Raw genomic sequence first — 18162 nt, forward strand, 5'->3', positions numbered from 1 at the left:
GCCACTATGTCATCCCTACCTTCGGGCGCTAAGGTGACGCCTTGGTATAAGCAGTTTTGGCCGTGGTTTTTGCTCGGCATACTGTTTTCATCGATTATCGTCAGCACCGGCTTTGCGGTTATGTCGATCAAGAGCTTTGACGGTATGGTCGTTCAGGAAGATTATTACGAGCACGGCAAAGCCATCAATATGGTGCTGGCCAAGCAGGAGCAGGCCCGCGAGCTAAACCTAAGCGCCGAGCTGCGCCTCGATCCGCTCACCAGCGATATCGTGGTGGATTTAAGCGGCGACACGCGCCCTGATACGCTCTATTTAGACCTTATTTTCCCTACCGAAGATAACCGTGACCAGTCGTTCGTGCTCGAGCATGTCCGCGACGGCCGCTATATTACCCAAGGCCCTGACAATCTGCGCTACCGCTGGTATCTGCAGATCCAGCCTGCGCTAGAAGATGCCGACTGGCGCCTCACCGGTGAGGCGACCTTCCCCAATGAAAACAGCGTCAAGCTGCTGCCGGGAGGGCGCAAAGCAAGCGAATGAGCGACGCCACCCCCTGCTACCACTGCGGTAATCCGGTGCCCGCTGGAGCACCCTGGTCGATTAGCCTGGATGAGCATACCCACCCGCTTTGCTGCCCCGGCTGCGAGGCGGTGGCCCATGCCATCGTCGACGGTGGCCTAGAGAGCTACTACCGCTACCGTACCGAACTGCCCGAACGCCCGGATGAGCGCCAGGCCGCCAAAGCGGACACCTGGTCAGTGTTTGACGACCCTGGCCTGCAGGCACAGTTTGTCCACCCCGATGGCGACGAGGGCAACGTCAAAGCTACCCTCGCCATTGAGGGCATTACCTGCGCCGCCTGTGCCTGGCTGATCGAGCACCGCCTGAACGCCCTGGAAGGGGTCACCTCCAGCGCGGTGAATTTAACCCACCACCGGTTGCGGGTAAGCTGGAATACTCAGCAGTTGAAGCTCTCGCAGCTGCTGGCGGAACTGGCCGCCATCGGCTACGACGCCCAGCCCTACGAGCCCGATCAAGCCCAGGCGCGCATACAGCATGAAGAGCGCATGAACGTGCGACGGCTCATTATCGCCGCTGTGGGCATGATGCAGGTGATGATGTTCTCGATCCCGATCTATGTCTCCGGCCCCGGAGAAATCAGCGACGACTTCTATGCCCTGTTTCACTGGCTCTCTTTTGCGCTGGCCACGCCGGTGGTGTTTTTCTCCGCCCAGCCGTTTTTCCGCAACGCCCTGCGTGACCTACGCACCGGGGTACTGGGTATGGATGTGCCGGTCTCGCTGGCAATTGGCGGGGCTTACCTTGCCAGCAGCTATGCGGTGATGTTTAACGTCGGCGAGGTCTATTTTGACTCGGTGGCGATGTTTACCTTCTTTTTACTCTTTGCCCGCTACGTAGAGGGCCGCGCCAGACGCCGCAGCGGCCATAGCGGCAATGCGCTGAGCGGCGTGTTACCCATTTCGGCCACGCGGCTGGAAAGCGACGGCAGCGAGCGCATTCTACCCGCCAGCGAACTCGCCCCCGGCGACCGTGTATTGATCAAGCCCGGCCACGGCGTCCCTGCCGATGGCATTATCGAGGAAGGCGAATCGAGCCTGGATGAGTCGATGCTGACCGGCGAATACCTACCGGTCACCCGCCGGGTGGGCGACCGCATTACCGGCGGTAGCCAAAACATGGAAAACCCGCTGGTGATCAGGGTGACTCACGCCGGGCGCGATGCCCGGGTAGCGGGCATTGTCGACCTTACCGACCGCGCCTTTGCCAGCCGCCCGCGGCTTGCGCAGATGGCGGCGCGAATGGCCCACCTCTTTGTACTCCGACTGCTGCTGGTGGCCGCCTGCGTGACGATCGCATGGTGGTTTATCGACCCCTCGCGGATGCTCTGGGTGCTACTCTCGGTGCTGGTGGTGACCTGCCCCTGCGCACTGGCGCTGGCCACCCCCGCGGCACTGACCGCAGGTCACGGCCAGCTACGTAAGCGCGGCGTGTTGATTACCCGCGCCGATGCCATGGAAACCCTCTCCAACGTTACCCGGGTGATTTTTGATAAAACCGGCACCCTGACCCGCGGCGAGATGCAGCTTACCCAAACTCAGCCTCTCGGCGAATTAACCGCCGAGCGTGCCCGGGCGATTGCCGCCGCCCTTGAGGCCCATTCGGAGCACCCCATTGCCCGCGCCTTTCGGCCATTCCGGGATGCGACGCTGCAAGCCAAAGATATTCACAGCCACACCGGGCAAGGGCTTGAAGGCAGCTTAAACGGTGCCCGCTGGCGGTTGGGCAAGTACGAATTTGCTGTCGATGGCGCCGTGGCTAGCAGTATGTCGGCGCCCGCCAAGGGCCAATGGCTGCTGCTTAGCGAAAACGGCATGCCCCGCGCCTGGTTTGGTCTGCATGACGGCGTTCGCGATGACGCTGCGGCGACGATCGCGGCCCTCCAGACCCAGGGGTTAAACGTAGAGCTGCTTTCTGGCGACACTCAGGATGCAGTGGAAAGCCTGGCCAGCCAGCTCAATATTACCACCTGGCACGCGGGTACCAGTCCAGAGGGCAAGCTGGCCCGAATGAAAGAACTCCAAGCCGCTGGCGAAACTGTGGTGATGATTGGTGACGGCATCAACGACGTGCCAGTCTTGGCTGGCGCTGATGTAGCGATTGCCATGAATGGAGCGACAGATCTTGCCCGGACCCGCGCCGATGCGGTGCTGCTCAGCCCACGTCTAATGCGAATTTTTGAGGCCATCGAGATTTCCCGCGCAACGCGGCGTATCATGCGCCAGAACATGATTTGGTCAGTGTGCTACAACGTTTCGGCGCTGCCGCTGGCGGCGATGGGGCTGGTGCCGCCCTGGCTAGCCGCGATTGGTATGTCGCTTAGCTCGCTAGTGGTGGTGGGTAACGCCCTGCGGCTGTCACGCTGGCGCCCCCAGCCCGCACCAACGCTTGGCACGTCAACACCGGTAACCGCATGACGATTCTGTACCTGCTTATTCCGCTTTCGCTGATTCTGCTCGGACTCGCCGTCTGGGCCTTCTTCTGGGCGGTCAAAAATGATCAGTTCGACGATTTAGAAGGCCCGGCGCACCGCATCTTGTTTGATGAGGACGACAACGATCTTCCCCCCGAACAGCGCCGCCAGCGCCCGCCAGCCAAGCAAAAAACCGTCGCACCAAAAGATAAAAACGCCCCCGACGACCAAGAGCCTCGGCCATGAATCCCACAGGGCTTGATCTACCGCCGCTGCTGGCGGCATTCGTATTTGGCTTAATGGGCGGTGCCCACTGCATTGGTATGTGCGGCGGCATTATGAGCGCCCTCACCTTTGCAGTACCCCCCAGCATGCGCCATCCAGCGCGTATGGGGGGGCTGCTACTCAGCTACAATGCTGGCCGTATTATTAGCTATATGAGCGCAGGCGCGCTGGTTGCCCTGCTGGGCACGCTATTTTCGCTTTCCGCCACGGCACGAATGCTGCTTCAGGTGTTTGCCGCGCTGATGCTGATCCTGATGGCACTGTATATCGCCAACTGGTGGAAAGGGCTGCTCAAAGTGGAGGCGGTTGGCCGCCGTCTATGGCGCTTTATCGAGCCTGTGGGGCGGCGCTTAATGCCGGTGGTGTATATCCCTCAAGCCTTCGCGCTGGGCGCACTTTGGGGCTGGCTACCCTGTGGGCTGGTCTACTCCATGTTGGCCTGGAGCTTGGCGATTGCCGACCCGCTCCAGGGCGCGCTGCTAATGGGCGCATTTGGGCTAGGCACCCTGCCGGCGCTGCTCGTCACTGGCCTCGCTGCGCGCCAGCTAAGCCACTTGATTCGCCACCCGGCGACGCGCAGCGTGGCGGCACTAACGATTATCGCGTTTGCGCTGTGGCAGCTCTGGACTCTTACGGCACACAACCTCTAATAGCATGACATGGCTCAATCTTTACGCTTTCGTCACGGGTTAGGCTAGCGGCATTACCTCACGTCGGAGCGCCCCTTCATGCCCGTTCATGCCCCTGCGGTTTCACCTCTTGCCTCGTCTGTGGCGGCAGCGCCCTTGCAGCCGGTGTGGGATGAAGCCCTGCTGCGCCGCTACGACACCAGCGGACCACGCTACACGTCTTACCCCACGGCGCTGTCATTTCACGACCAATTCACCCCCGGTGACCTGACCCAGGCACTAGAGCGTAGCAATGCCAGTCAGCGTTCGCTGTCGCTGTATGTTCACGTGCCTTTTTGTCGCAAGATCTGTTTCTACTGCGCATGCAATAAAATCGCCACCAAGAACACCGCCCTGACCGAGCCTTACTTATCCCGGCTCGACCGTGAAATGGTGCTGACCGCACGCCACTTGGATACATCACGACCGGTGGAGCAGCTACACTGGGGTGGCGGAACGCCGACCTTTCTTAGCTTGAATCAGATGGGCGACCTGATTGATCGTTTGGATGCCCGGTTTGGCCTTTCGTCCTCTGCCGATCGCGACTACGCGATTGAAATAGACCCCCGGGAAGCGGATGTATTTACCCTGCGCCACCTGCAGTCGTTAGGCTTTAACCGCATTAGCCTGGGCGTGCAGGATTTAAGCCCGTTGGTACAGAAAGCCATTAACCGCATTCAACCGCGGGTACTCACCGAAACGCTGATGGAAGAGGCGCATCGCCTGGGCTTTCGCTCGCTCAATCTCGATCTTATTTACGGTTTACCGTTTCAGACAGAAAAGAGCTTTGCGAATACCCTCCGCCAGGTGATTGAACTCAATCCGGCGCGTCTTTCAGTATTTAACTACGCCCATATGCCCGAGCGCTTTGCTCCCCAGCGGCGTATTAATGTCGATGATTTGCCGGGCGGTGAAGAGAAGCTGGCAATTCTGCGCACCACGATTGAAATGCTCACCGCGGCTGGCTACGTACATATCGGCATGGATCACTTTGCCCGGCCTGATGATAGCCTGGCCATTGCTCAGCGCGACGGCTCGCTACAGCGCAACTTCCAAGGCTACTCCAGCCATGCCCAGTGCGATTTAATCGGGCTTGGCGTTTCGGCGATTTCACGTATTGATGACGTCTACGCGCAGAACCCGAGCGATCTGGCAAGCTACGAGGCGGCGTTGGATCAGGGTCAGCTCGCTACTGTGCGAGGCGTGCGGTTGAGTGATGACGACCTAATCCGGCGGGATGTGATTGAGCGGCTGATGTGCGATATGGGCATTGATCTGGCTGCGGTCAGCCAGCGCTGGAACATCGATGCCCCCCGCTATTTTGCCCCCGCTCTGGAGCGTTTACAGAGCGCTGAGCAAGATGGCCTACTGACCCGTAGTGGTGATCGACTTAACGCCACGCCCATGGGTCGACTGCTGGTGCGCCATTTAGCCATGGCGTTCGATACCCATCTTTCTGGGCAAATAGGGCAGCGCTACTCTAAGATTGTTTAATCACCTTATTGCAGGCATGCTAACGGCACCACAATAAGTAAGAATTTGCTAATTTTATCCTGACCCACTCAAGGAGCACCGCATGTTGGAACCTATGAGCAGCCGACGCTCGCTACTCCACGAAGCGCGCTGCCAAACCTGCAGCCTTAGCTCGCTGTGCCTGCCGCTTGCCCTTGAGTTGGACGATATGGGGCAGTTCGATGCGATTATTCGCCGCCGTGCGCCGCTGAAAAAAGGCGAGCCGCTGTTTCGCCAGGGTGATACTTTTACCAGCGTTTACGCGGTGCGTTCGGGGAGTTTGAAACAGGTCACCGCCGAAGGTAACGGCAGTGAGCAGTTGACCAATTTCTACCTGCCCAGTGAACTGGTGGGGCTGGATGGCATTGATGAAGAGCACTACCCCGGTAGCGTTATCGCCCTGGAAACCACCACCGTTTGCGAGATTCCTTTTGACCGCCTGGATTTGCTCTCAGAAGAGATCCCTGAGCTACGTGGCCAGCTGTATCGGAGCATGAGCAAAGAGTTACGCGATGACCGACGCATGATGCGCCTACTCTCGCGAAAAACCGCCGATCAACGGCTGGCCACCTTTTTGATTACCCTTTCGGACCGTTTTCGTCGCCGGGGCTACTCGCCCTACAGTTTTCGCCTCTCAATGCCGAGGGCCGATATTGGCAACTACCTGGGCTTAGCGGTGGAAACCGTCAGCCGCATTTTAAGCCGCTTTCAGCAACAAAGCGTGGTGGCGGTTTCCGGGCGAGAGGTCAATATTCTCGATATGCCGCGTTTGATTACCCTCGCCGAAGAGGAAGAGCAAACGGTTAGCTGACGTTGAAGGCCTGGATGCGACCCGCCAGCAGCTCCGCCTGCTTCGCCTCTAAGCCCTCAAAATCAAACAGGCTTCGGTCTGCCAGCTGGGAGGGCGCAATATTGGTCACCGCTTTAAACATGCTTTCCAGACGGCCAGGGAACTTCTCATCCCACTCGGCGAGCATCTCTTTGACCACCTGACGCTGCATATTAGGCTGGGAGCCGCACAGGTTGCAGGGAATGATTGGGAACGCCATCAGCCGCGAAAATTCCGCAATATCCGCTTCTTTGCAGTAGGCCAACGGCCGAATAACGATATTCTTACCATCATCGGATAGCAGCTTGGGCGGCATCGCTTTCAGGTTGCCGCCGAAGAACATATTCAGAAACAGGGTTTCAAGAATATCTTCCCGGTGATGGCCCAGGGCAATTTTATTGGCCCCAATCTCTTCGGCAAACCCATACAGCGAGCCGCGGCGAAGCCGTGAACAGAGCGCGCAGGTGGTTTTACCTTCAGGGGTTTTCTCTTTCACCACCGAGTAGGTATCGCGTTCTACGATATGATACTCCACCCCCTGTTTGTCCAGATAGGCAGGCAGCACATGCTCAGGGAAGCCCGGCTGCTTCTGATCCAGATTGACCGCTATCAACGAAAAGTTAACTGGCGCGTTGCGCTGCAAGTTGCGCAAAATCTCCAGCATCGTGTAGCTGTCCTTACCGCCGGAGAGGCACACCATCACGCGATCGCCTTCATTGATCATTTGGTAATCAATAATCGCATTGCCCACTTCTCGGCGCAGACGCTTTTGCAGCTTGTTAAATTCACGCTTCTGCTTAGCATCAGCCTGCACAGCGTCTGGAGAGGCTGCAGGAGCAACATCTGGCGTGTCAAAATGCGGGTCGAAATAATCTAGGGATTGCATGAAATAAGCACTGCCGATAGTGAAAGGCGCTAAAAGAGGAAATATTGCCACATTCTAACAACACTCACCGCCTGACCCAAACACTAGTGCTTCCACCATTCCTATGCCACCTCCGCCATAACGCGCTGTAGGCGCATATACAGAAGTGCGCTGGCGGTTGCCTCGGCAAGCACGCTTTGCACACCCATGGCAGGCACCTGCCAGCATGCCAGCGCCTGGGCGAAGCTGCTGGGCGCTTCTACCTCCGGATGCAAACGCCGCAGTTGGCGCTGATGCAGTCTCGCCACATCAACCTGGGCATTGGGTAGCGCAAAATTCAGCCGCTTAGTCAGTAGTGTATTCAACGCTCCAATGCGCTGCTCCAACTGCCAGCCCACTATGGGCCGGTTGCCGATAAATTCCACTAACGCGCTCAAGTTATCACTGCTTGGCGGCTGCACCTCCCCTGCCTCACATAGCAAATGATGACGGCGCAGCTTCGCACTTTCGGGCTGTTTCGTGCTGCCTAACGTCATCACAAAAGCGCGGCTGGTTCGTACCTGCTGCTGGCTCAGCACCACCGCCGCCAAGCTGATCACCGGCGATGCCGACGTGAGCGTTGTCGTACAGACGAGGGCTACCAGCTCATCGCCCATATAAGGTTGAAACAGCCACGCATAGGGAGAATCCGCACAACGCCGACGATCACTTTCACGGCGCAGTAAGGTGCGCAATGAACCGCTAAATAGCCCTACGTGTCGATCTAACAGCCGCATTCCGCTCACGAATACTCCAAATGATAACGATGGGAAAGCCGCTGCTTAAAGTCTTTGACAATATGCATCGCTTCGCGCAATAGGTCGCGCTCCAGGGAAGAGAGATTTTGCACCACCACACGGTTAGCGCGGCTGCCGTTTTGGGCGTTGACGTCTGAGGCACCGGCTTGATGACCGGCAGGCGTCTCCAAAACGCTTAGCTGCTGTTTAAGACGCAGCTCGGAAAACAGTGCCAACGCTTCACCCAGGTCATCGGCAAAGCGGCGATCCAAACGGCCATCGGCGGCCAGGGCGTCAAGCCGGTCGAGTGTTGAAGTGGCTTTAATCCGCCGTTCAAGTGCCATGGTGCGCACGCCGTGAACAATCGGGAAAATGCCGCCTTTCTTAATATCGATACCGTGCTGGGGCTTTTTCAATGAGCCAAACAGCGTCAGCGGCGTCGAGAAACGCAGCGCCGTGCGGGCGAAATAGGAGAGCAGCAGCTCATCGCCCGAGCAGCGTTCAAACAGCTCTTCGCGAACGCTTTCGAGTAGGCTTGGGTTACCCGCCACCGCATGGGCATCGAGCATAATCGCCAGCTTCATCAGGCTGTCGCCATCACGCTCCCTGGCCCACTTGGCGATATGGCCTTTCCACTGCGACACCGTGGCCACCCACTCGGGGTTAGACACCATAATATTGCCGGGGCACGGCGGATAACCGAGCTGAATCAGCGTATCAGTGAGCGTCTGCATATGGCTTGTAAGGTCAGGCCACTGGGTTTCATCGGCCAGAATCAGGCCGTTATCCTGATCCGTTTTGAGAATCTGTTCACCGCGCCCTTCGCTGCCCATCACCATCATGCAGCTCTGCCCGTGGTAGCGTTCATTAATGGTGAACTCCCAGGCTTTACTGATGATGCGACCGTTCAGTGCGGCGAGCAGATCCATCGCAAAGCGCAGCTTAACGCCCTGGGCCATCAGCGCTTTGACCAGCTCCGGGGTACGCTGGCTGGCGGCTGCAAGCGCCTCTAAGCTGGTTGCCTGCTCTACCTGCAGACTCACCACATAGCTACGGCTTGAGAAGTAGCTAAGCACGTCAGTGAGCTCAACAACGCCTTTCAAGGCGTTTTGCTCCATCACGACCACCCGGGCCACTTTATGGCGGGTCATCAGCACCAATACCTCAAATAAATACTGATCCGGCGCGACAGTCACCAAATTAAAATGGGCAATCTCATCCACCGGCGATGTTACCGCGCTGCCCTGCAGCACCAGGGCATTGAGCAGATCGGTTTTAGTCACCATCCCCAGGGTGTCCTGGGTCTCTACCAGCAGGCTATCGGCGTGGCTAGCGTTGAGCTGTTTGACCGCGCTGGCTATATCGGTCGTCGCCGCCATTAGCAGCGGCTCACGCATACACTCGCTCACTTTGGCCAACATAAAGCCCGCCATGGTGACACCCCCTTCGGCGCGCTTTTCGGTCAGCAGACGCGCCTTATGGGTCAGCGACTGGCGAAAGAAATTGCTGAAGTCAGGGTAGTGACGACACAGTTGCTGAAACAGCGCTTTGGGCAGTAAGTAACACAGGCACTCCTGCTCAGCTTTAAAGCGGTAGCGGCTTTTACCATTGAGAATACTGATCGCGCCAAACAGATCCCCCGCCGTGTAGTGGCCGATACGCGCGGTAGATGAGGGCAGCGTGGGGTCGATTTCTGCCACTTCGCCTTTATGAATCAGAAAGACAAACTCACCCGCCTGCCCTGTCTCTAAAATGATTTCATCACGATCAAAATAGGCAAGGTCAATGCCACGGCGGATGTGCTCACGCCCCTCATCGTCAAGGAGCGTAAACGGCAGTTGGGATAGATCCACATCAACCATGGGGTTTGACCTCATTAAACGGGGCTGCGACTAACCGGTTTTTGCCTTAAGGCGAGCTAGCAGACATAAGAAAAAACAAATAAATATCGTGACTCGATGCTGACCCACATAAACTGATCCACTCCAACGCTTCAGAAAGCAGTTATCGATTATTATATGAAGGTGGCTGTACGGGTATAAAGGATTCACTTCCCAAGTAGCAAGTAGAACCTTGTTATACCTTTAGCTATCACGCTAAGGTCGAAGCGACCTTTGATACGCGACCAAAGTATCGATAGTTAATAACCGCCACTGCCCATTAAACGCAGCGCATGTATTTAAAGTAGCCAATAAGTGCATTTATTTGCTTACTAGACTATTGTCCCATAGCCCTGCAAACACCTACAAAATTCGCTTAACGGGCGTTCAAAAGCACTCAATTTCAACAACATGCAGTTAGCAAAGAGCCACTTCTCTGTTTATTGATACCAAAGTCTGGGATTTATTTTTTGACGTTTATTGCCCAGTATTAACAATGAGTCATGCAGGGTAATCGCACGTCACTAACTAACTCGACATTTCATATCGAATAATAAGGTGACGTGCCAACAGGAACTGACTCACCACTCCTAACGATTGAGTGGCTTTAGACGTGCGATTGCCCTGATGGGTCACACGCTATTCCTCGTGAACTTTCCCAACCTTAAAAATCACAAGTGGAGAGCAACACAATGGCAGACGACAAAACCAATGCTGCTGAATACTGGAAAGCAAACGTCCGGTTAATTTTCGGATGCCTGGCCGTTTGGGCATTTGTTTCTTACGGATGCGCTATCCTGTTTCGCCCACTGCTCGCCGGCATTCCGGTTGGCGGCACTGATCTTGGCTTCTGGTTTGCACAACAGGGCTCAATTCTAACGTTTATCGTGCTGATCTTCTTCTATGCCTGGAAGATGAACAAGCTCGATCAAAAATTTGGCCTTGGGGAGTAAGCCGGTATGAGCCAGTTTGCGATTAACTTACTGTTCGTCGGCGCCTCCTTTGCCTTGTATATAGGCATTGCGATCTGGGCGCGCGCCGGCTCAACAAAAGACTTCTATGTCGCAGGGGGTGGGGTTCACCCCATCACCAACGGTATGGCCACTGCGGCGGACTGGATGTCAGCGGCGTCGTTTATTTCCATGGCGGGTTTGCTGGCCTCTGGTGGCTACGCCAACTCTACCTTCCTGATGGGTTGGACCGGTGGCTACGTTATCCTCGCGATGCTGTTAGCCCCTTACCTGCGTAAGTTCGGTAAGTTCACCGTGCCCGACTTCATTGGCGACCGCTTCTACAGCAACACCGCTCGCCTAGTGGCGATCGTGTGCTTGATTGTAGCGTCGGTTACCTACGTTATCGGTCAAATGACCGGTGCGGGCGTGGCATTCTCGCGCTTTCTTGAAGTCAGCAACACCTGGGGTATCTGGTTAGCCGCGCTGATCGTTTTCCTCTACGCCGTATTTGGCGGTATGAAGGGCATCACCTACACCCAGGTGGCGCAATACATCGTTCTCATCATCGCTTACACCATTCCTGCGGTGTTTATTGCCTTCCAACTAACAGGCAACCCGATTCCGATGTTCGGCATGTTCAGCACGCATACTGAATCTGGTATTCCGTTGCTTGAAAAACTGGATGACGTCGTCAGTGCCCTGGGCTTCCAGGATTACACGGCCGATGTGGATAACAAGCTCAACATGGTGCTGTTCACCCTGTCGCTGATGGTCGGTACTGCCGGTCTTCCTCACGTTATTATCCGCTTCTTCACCGTACCGAAAGTGGCCGACGCTCGCTGGTCTGCTGGTTGGGCACTGGTGTTCATTGCACTCCTATACCTCACCGCGCCAGCCGTTGGTTCGATGGCACGTCTGAACTTAGCGACCACTGTGTACCCCGAAATGGCAGGGCAGGTTGAGAACTACGAAGAGGCTGCGCAAAACCCGATTCTCTACGAAGAGCGTCCAGACTGGGTTCGCACCTGGGAAGAAACCGGCCTGATCAGCTTCAACGATCTCAACAACGACGGCCGTATTCAGATGTATAACGATGCAGCTGACTACTCTGATCGTGGCTGGGAAGGCAACGAACTAACCGTTAATAACGATATCCTGGTACTCGCCAACCCGGAAATCGCCAATTTGCCCGGCTGGGTTATTGGTTTGATCGCAGCAGGTGGTATCGCGGCTGCCCTATCAACCGCAGCAGGCTTACTACTGGCGATCTCGTCGGCGATCAGTCACGATTTGATCAAGACCATGATCAATCCGAAGATCTCCGAGAAAGGCGAGATGTTGGCGGCGCGAATCTCCATGGGCGGCGCGATACTGCTGGCCACCTACCTGGGGCTTAATCCGCCTGGGTTTGCGGCGCAAACGGTGGCGCTGGCCTTTGGTATCGCCGGTGCATCACTGTTCCCCGCGCTAATGATGGGCATCTTCTCCAAGCGGATGAACAGCTCAGGCGCGGTCGCCGGTATGCTGGCGGGCTTGATTTGCACCCTGCTTTACATCTTTACCTACCTGGGCTGGTTCTTCGTGCCGGATACCAATATGCTGGCAAACACGCCGGATAACTGGATCTTTGGCATTTCGCCGCTCTCCTTCGGTGCCGTAGGCGCGATGATCAACTTCGTCGTTGCCTTCGCGGTCTCCAGAGTGACCGCTGCACCGCCGCAGGAAATTCAGGATCTGGTGGAAAGCGTTCGCTATCCGAAAGGTGCTGGTATGGCGATAGATCACTAAGTCATACTCCTTCCTAACGCGTTGTCGCCATGCGGTGATAACGCTGGGGATCGACCTTACCATCGGGCTTCCTTCGGGAGGCCCGATGGCTTTTATAGATAGCTTTTATAGCCGGCTTTTTGAAAGGATAATTTATGATTTGGCATTTGATCGCCGCCGTGTTTGCAGGCCTTGCGGCTGCAGGGATTGGCTTGATACTGCGCACTTTGAGCGGCAAACGTTTGCCCAAGTGGATAGTGCCGGTGTTTGGCGCGCTGGGTATGCTGGGCTATCAAGTTCAGGTCGAGTACAGCTGGTTTGAACATAAGCAGGCGCAACTTCCTGAGACCGCTACAGTGATATCAACGGAGAGCAGCACAGCGGTATGGCGCCCATGGACCTTTGCCATTCCCATGACCACTAAGTTCAGCATGGTCGATAGTGAAAATATTCGCATCAGCGAGCAAGACGGCGCCCGCTTAGCAGAATTTATTCTTTATCAGTTTGAACGTCACCACACCGATATTTTGATAACCCAGCCCTACGTACTCAATTGTGAGAACCGGGAGTTGGTCCCACTGGATGAAGAGTCTCGCGAGCCTATTCTCGAAGAGATACGCACGCTGCGCGAAACATCTCCGCTACTCAATAACGTGTGCACATAGACAAATAAAGTCTGTGGTATAAACAAGCTTCGAGAATGGTCGTACACGACCCTCCATTTCGCCTAGAATGAAGCCTTTTTTATTAGCGCACGTTTAGTGGGTCGCACACTCTGGCGGGGAGAAAGGCATGTTTCACGGCGGGCTACTGGTCGCGGTATCACTACTCTACATTGCCGTTCTATTCGGCATCGCCTGGTACGGTGACCGCCGCGCGCGTACCCATGGCGCCACTCGCCGGCGTCCGATCATCTATAGCCTGGCGCTGGCTATTTACTGTACCTCATGGACGTTTTACGGCGCCGTTGGCCAGGCCGCCACCGCGGGCTGGTCGTTTGCGAGTATCTTCGTCGGCCCGATATTGACGTTTTTACTGTTCTGGCCGGTGTTGGCCAAGATGATCCGGGTTGCCAAGCATCAAAACGTTACCTCGATTGCCGACTTTATTGCCTCCCGCTACGGCAAAACCCAGTCGCTGGCCGCCTTTGCCAGCTTAGTCGCCCTGGTTGGCACCCTGCCCTACATCGCGCTACAGCTGAAAGCGGTTTCGACCACCTTCAGCGTCCTGACCGATGCCACCGATGTGACCCATACGCCGCTATTTGGCGATACGGCCTTCTATGTGGCGATCGTGATGGCGATCTTTGCCATTCTATTTGGCACCCGCCACACCGATGCCACCGAACACCACGAAGGCTTAATCCACGCCGTGGCGTTCGAATCGCTGGTCAAGCTGCTGGCCTTTGTAGTGCTCGGCGCCTTTGTGACCTGGGGCATGTTCGATGGCCTGGGTGAGCTAATGGGGCACGCCGAAAGCCAACTCGAACTCCAGCGCCAGCTGGCCAATCAGGATTTTGGGCAGAGTTTCTGGGCGCAAACCCTGCTGGCGATGCTGGCGATTCTATGTCTGCCCCGCCAGTTCCATGTGGCAGTGGTGGAGAATATTCATCCTGATGACGCCACCAAAGCGCGCTGGCTGTTTCCGCTCTACCTGCTAGCCATTGCGTTTTTTGTGGTGCCCTTAGCCGCCGCTGGTCTTTTGCTATTTTCTGAAAGCGGCGTAGAGCCCGATACCTACGTACTGGCACTTTCCATGGCCTCGGGCCACCAGTGGTTAACGCTACTTACCTTTATCGGCGGTTTCTCGGCGGCGACAGGCATGGTGATTGTCGCCGCCGTGGCGGTATCGATCATGATCTCCAATGAGATCGTTATTCCAGCGCTGTTCCGGCTGCGTTGGTTTGATACCAAGGCGCGGGATTATGGCCGCTTGGTGCTACGCGCCAGGCGCCTGACCATTGTTGCCGTGCTGGCGATGGCCTACGGCTTCTATCAGCTGATTGCCGAATTCACCTCGCTGGCCTCGATCGGCATGCTCTCGTTTGCCGCCGCCGCCCAGTTTGCTCCGGCGCTGATTGGCGGGCTCTACTGGAAGCGTGGCAATCGCCTTGGGGTGATCGTCGGTATGAATGCGGGCTTCGCCATCTGGGCCTATAGCCTACTGATGCCTGCCATGATCAATGCGGGCGTGCTGCCCACCGGCTGGCTTGACGGCGGCCCACTGGGGCTTAACTGGCTATCCCCCACAGCGCTATTCGGCCTCAACTTAGGCGACAGCTTTACCCACGGCGTGATGCTGTCACTGGGGGTTAACCTGTTCTGCTACATTTTTGTATCCCAGGTCACTTCCCAGCGCGTAGTTGAGCGTATTCAGGCGTCGCTGTTTGTCGATAGCGTGGAAACCCGCCAAACCTCGGTTAACCGCCCCTGGACCGGGGCGACCACCGTCGGCGATTTAAAAGTCCTCTGCGAGCGCTTTCTAGGCGCGGGCCAAGTGGATCGCGCCTTTGAAGACTACGCCCGCCGGGTGGGTAAGCCACTTGACAACGGCACCCGCGCCTCAATTGATATTATCCAGTTCACCGAACGCTTTCTGGCCTCGGTGCTGGGCGCTTCCTCGGCGCGCATCGTGGTTAACTCAGCGCTTCAAGGGCGCGGCATCGGTATCTCGGATGTGATTTCGATTGTCGATGAAGCCTCCCAGGTATTGGAGTTCAACCGGGCGCTGTTGCAAGCCACCATCGAAAATATCAACCAGGGTATCAGCGTGGTCGACCAGAACCTGCGCCTGGTGGTGTGGAACCAGCGCTATCTGGAGCTATTCCGCTTCCCTGACCACTTAATTCGCGTTGGCGCTCCCATTGACCGCATCTTCCGCTACAACGCTCACAACGGTGAATACGGCCCGGGCGACCCGGAAGAGCATGTGCAACTGCTACTCGACAATATTCGCGAAGGCCAACCCCACCGCTACGTTCGCTACCGCCAGGATGGCAGCGTGCTGGAGGTGCAGGGCAACCCGATGCCCGGCGGCGGCTTTGTGTATACCTACCAGGATATTACCCAGCAGAAGCGTATCGAAGAGGCGCTGATTCGCTCGGAAAACAATATCCGTATCTACACCGATAACGTGCCCGCACTGATTGCTTACTTCGATAAAGAGTGCCGCTATCTGTTTACCAACCGCGCCTATGAGCAGGCGTTCAATATTGACCGCAATGCGGTGATTGGTCGCCGCTTTGAAGACGTATTGCCGGTCAAGCAGGCAGAGGAGCGCACACCTTGGGTGAACCGCGCGCTAAACGGTGAGCGGGTTAGCTTTGAAGTCTCGCTGCGGGTCAACGAGGCCATGCGCTATATGCTGGTCACTTACACGCCGCACTTTGGCGACAGTCAGGCCATCCTGGGCTTCTTTGCACTCTATCAGGACATTACCGAGCGCCGTCAGGCCGAAATTGCCCTTAAAGAGACCAACGAAACTCTTGAGGAGCGCGTGCGCGAACGCACCCAGGCGCTCTCTGAAGCCAACGCGGCGTTGCGCCAGGAGAACCGGGTGCGCGCTGAGGCGGAGCTTGCTCTGCGCCAGGCTAAGCAGCTCGCGGAAGATGCCAACGCCTCTAAGACGCGCTTTTTGGCCGCGGCCAGCCACGACTTACTGCAGCCACTTAACGCGGCACGGCTATTTACTTCCGCGCTGATGCAAAACGTGACCACTACCGACACCCAGCGCATCGTTGGCCATATCGATAACTCGCTGCAGGCCGCCGAGGAACTGCTAAGCACCCTGCTGGATATCTCCAAGCTGGACGCAGGCGCCTTAACGCCGCGGCGCAGTCACTTTGCCCTAGCGGATATCTTCCGCCCGCTACGCGCCGAATTTGAAGTGATGGCGGACGATCGCGGGCTGGACTTAGAAGTCGTGCCTACCCAGCTTTGGGTCGACTCAGATCCTCAAATGCTGCGGCGTATTGTGCAAAACTTCTTGTCCAATGCGATTCGCTACACCCAAGAGGGTCGCGTTCTGCTGGGCTGTCGCCGCCACAACGGCTGGTTATCAATTGAAGTGTGGGACAGCGGCCCGGGTATTCCGGAATCCAAGCTGACCGAGATTTTCCAGGAATTCCGCCGCTTGGATCAGGTCTCCCGACACAAAGAGAGTGAAAAAGGGCTGGGGCTGGGTCTCTCGATTGCCGACCGTATGAGCCGGGTGCTGGACCACCCCATTAAAGTACGCTCGACGGTCGGCAAAGGGGCGGTTTTCTCGGTTAGCGTGCCGATTGTGACCGCCCGTGAGGCGAGCAGTGCCGAGCTAGAACCACAGAACCGACGCGGTAGCCATAAGCTGAGCGGAACGCGGATTGTGTGTATCGACAACGAGACGCTGATTCTGGAAGGCATGACCGCCATGCTGAGCGGCTGGGGGTGCGAGGTGTTTACCGCCACCAGTATCGGCGGAGCCAAGTCGATACTACGCAATATGGATGGCGACCCGGACGCTATTTTGGCGGACTACCACCTGGACAACGAAGTGACCGGTTTAATGGCGCTAGAAGCGCTCAGCGAGCGTTTTGAGGGGGCAGTACCGGGGATCGTGATTACTGCAGATCGTACCGAAGCGGTGGCCGAAGAGATTAAGCGGGCGGGCTATCAACTACTGCTGAAGCCCGTTAAACCGGCGGCGCTGCGGGCGCTTCTGACGCGCACTTTACAGGCCAATCGCGCGGCGCGTTAAGCGCCGCAGATGATGGTTTTATCAAGCGGTGAATAAAGGACGTCCTTACGACACCACTTTTGGCGGTTCGACTTCCAGCTTCTGGGCAGCAATCACTGCCTGGGTGCGGGAGTGAACGCCCAGCTTGCGTAGAATCGCAGTCACGTGGGCCTTGATGGTCGCTTCAGAGACGCTCAGTTCATAAGCGATCTGTTTATTCAGCAGGCCTTCGGTGAGCATATTCAAAACGCGGAACTGCTGGGGCGTTAGCGATGCAATCGCCTCAGCAAAGCGCGACTCCTCTTCACTGGTCTCTTCCAGCACGTTGGCCAACGCCTCGGGCAACCACACTTCGCCCTGTAGGATTTCGCCTACGGCCTCAGCAATAAGCTGCAGTGAAGACGATTTGGGGATAAAACCCGACGCGCCGTAGTCAATAGCACGACGGACCACATAGGGCTCATCGCTGCCTGACACCACCGCGACGGGGATATCGGGCATCTGGCCGCGCAGTTGGATCAAACCTGAGAAGCCGTGGGCTCCAGGCATATGCAGATCCAGCAGAATCAAGTCGGCATCGGGGTGGCGATTCACCACATCAGTGGTGGCTTCCATGGTATCCGCTTCGACAATTTCCGCCTGGGGGGCCAACTGGCGTAACGCTTGGGTCAACGCTGCACGAAACAGCGGGTGATCGTCAGCGACGATAAACTTATGAGCTACTGCCATGGATATTCCTCCGGTTCCTCGAGCAGCGGGGTTGTCTGCCGCCGCGACGCTAGGCTCTTACGGTTGTGAAGCATGGTACCCCATGGGCTTCATCATGCCCAAGCATCACATGCACAATTTATAATAGATAGTTCATACAAGTGAAATGCGTATCTATAAACGCATATCTATAAACTCGTATCTACAAACACAG

The 18162-nt window shown here is 56.7% G+C and carries 14 protein-coding genes; 10 read left to right on the top strand and 4 right to left on the bottom strand.

Annotated elements, in window-relative coordinates:
• The first annotated feature begins 6 nt into the window (after window positions 1–6).
• The 6 genes from U738_RS21900 to fnr all read left to right on the top strand — a co-directional run bounded on the left by U738_RS21900 (window position 7) and on the right by fnr (window position 6268).
• Window positions 7–540, top strand: a complete 534-nt coding sequence (locus tag U738_RS21900) for a FixH family protein (protein WP_035585421.1) — start codon at window positions 7–9, stop codon at window positions 538–540.
• Complete coding sequence (locus U738_RS21905; RefSeq protein WP_035585423.1) at window positions 537–2996, top strand: heavy metal translocating P-type ATPase; 2460 nt, start codon at window positions 537–539, stop codon at window positions 2994–2996. The genes U738_RS21900 and U738_RS21905 overlap by 4 nt, the downstream gene beginning before the upstream one ends.
• Entirely contained in the window at window positions 2993–3238 is a 246-nt protein-coding gene (gene ccoS / locus U738_RS21910) for a cbb3-type cytochrome oxidase assembly protein CcoS (protein ID WP_035585425.1), read from the top strand. Before U738_RS21905 ends, ccoS begins: the two co-directional genes overlap by 4 nt.
• Window positions 3235–3927, top strand: coding sequence for a sulfite exporter TauE/SafE family protein (locus tag U738_RS21915; protein WP_035585427.1), 693 nt, complete (start codon window positions 3235–3237; stop codon window positions 3925–3927). Before ccoS ends, U738_RS21915 begins: the two co-directional genes overlap by 4 nt.
• Before the next feature lie 78 nt (window positions 3928–4005).
• Window positions 4006–5439: an oxygen-independent coproporphyrinogen III oxidase gene (hemN, locus tag U738_RS21920; RefSeq protein ID WP_035585429.1), complete on the top strand. Its 1434-nt coding sequence runs from the start codon at window positions 4006–4008 to the stop codon at window positions 5437–5439.
• A gap of 82 nt (window positions 5440–5521) precedes the next feature.
• On the top strand, window positions 5522–6268 hold the full coding sequence (fnr, locus tag U738_RS21925; RefSeq protein WP_035585430.1) for a fumarate/nitrate reduction transcriptional regulator Fnr: 747 nt from the start codon (window positions 5522–5524) through the stop codon (window positions 6266–6268).
• On the opposite strand, the gene ttcA is transcribed toward fnr, so the two are convergent.
• From ttcA to U738_RS21940, 3 genes are all read right to left on the bottom strand, one after another.
• Entirely contained in the window at window positions 6261–7172 is a 912-nt protein-coding gene (gene ttcA, locus U738_RS21930) for a tRNA 2-thiocytidine(32) synthetase TtcA (RefSeq protein ID WP_035585432.1), read from the bottom strand. The genes fnr and ttcA overlap by 8 nt on opposite strands.
• A gap of 101 nt (window positions 7173–7273) precedes the next feature.
• The gene (locus tag U738_RS21935) at window positions 7274–7927 is read right to left on the bottom strand and encodes a DNA polymerase III subunit epsilon (protein WP_035585749.1); all 654 of its coding nucleotides are present in this window, start codon (window positions 7925–7927) and stop codon (window positions 7274–7276) included.
• A 5-nt stretch (window positions 7928–7932) separates the two neighbouring features.
• On the bottom strand, window positions 7933–9789 hold the full coding sequence (locus U738_RS21940; protein ID WP_035585433.1) for a DUF294 nucleotidyltransferase-like domain-containing protein: 1857 nt from the start codon (window positions 9787–9789) through the stop codon (window positions 7933–7935).
• 710 nt (window positions 9790–10499) lie between these two features.
• Between U738_RS21940 and U738_RS21945 the strand changes: the two genes are divergently transcribed.
• The 4 genes from U738_RS21945 to U738_RS21960 all read left to right on the top strand — a co-directional run bounded on the left by U738_RS21945 (window position 10500) and on the right by U738_RS21960 (window position 17261).
• A complete protein-coding gene (locus U738_RS21945; protein WP_007113808.1) occupies window positions 10500–10760 on the top strand; it encodes a DUF4212 domain-containing protein in 261 nt (86 codons plus the stop codon).
• A 6-nt stretch (window positions 10761–10766) separates the two neighbouring features.
• Window positions 10767–12548: a sodium:solute symporter family protein gene (locus U738_RS21950; RefSeq protein ID WP_035585436.1), complete on the top strand. Its 1782-nt coding sequence runs from the start codon at window positions 10767–10769 to the stop codon at window positions 12546–12548.
• 134 nt (window positions 12549–12682) lie between these two features.
• Window positions 12683–13192 carry a hypothetical protein gene (locus tag U738_RS21955; RefSeq protein WP_035585439.1) on the top strand — a complete coding sequence of 170 codons (510 nt, stop codon included), beginning with the start codon at window positions 12683–12685 and terminating at the stop codon, window positions 13190–13192.
• Between the two features lie 127 nt (window positions 13193–13319).
• Entirely contained in the window at window positions 13320–17261 is a 3942-nt protein-coding gene (locus tag U738_RS21960; RefSeq protein WP_035585441.1) for a hybrid sensor histidine kinase/response regulator, read from the top strand.
• Between the two features lie 45 nt (window positions 17262–17306).
• Here the strand turns inward: U738_RS21960 and U738_RS21965 are convergent, their stop codons facing one another.
• Window positions 17307–17969, bottom strand: coding sequence for a response regulator (locus U738_RS21965; protein WP_007113812.1), 663 nt, complete (start codon window positions 17967–17969; stop codon window positions 17307–17309).
• Window positions 17970–18162: the final 193 nt, after the last annotated feature.

Source organism: Halomonas sp. TG39a (genome assembly GCF_000744395.1).
GTDB classification, from domain to species: Bacteria; Pseudomonadota; Gammaproteobacteria; order Pseudomonadales; family Halomonadaceae; genus Vreelandella; species Vreelandella ventosae_B.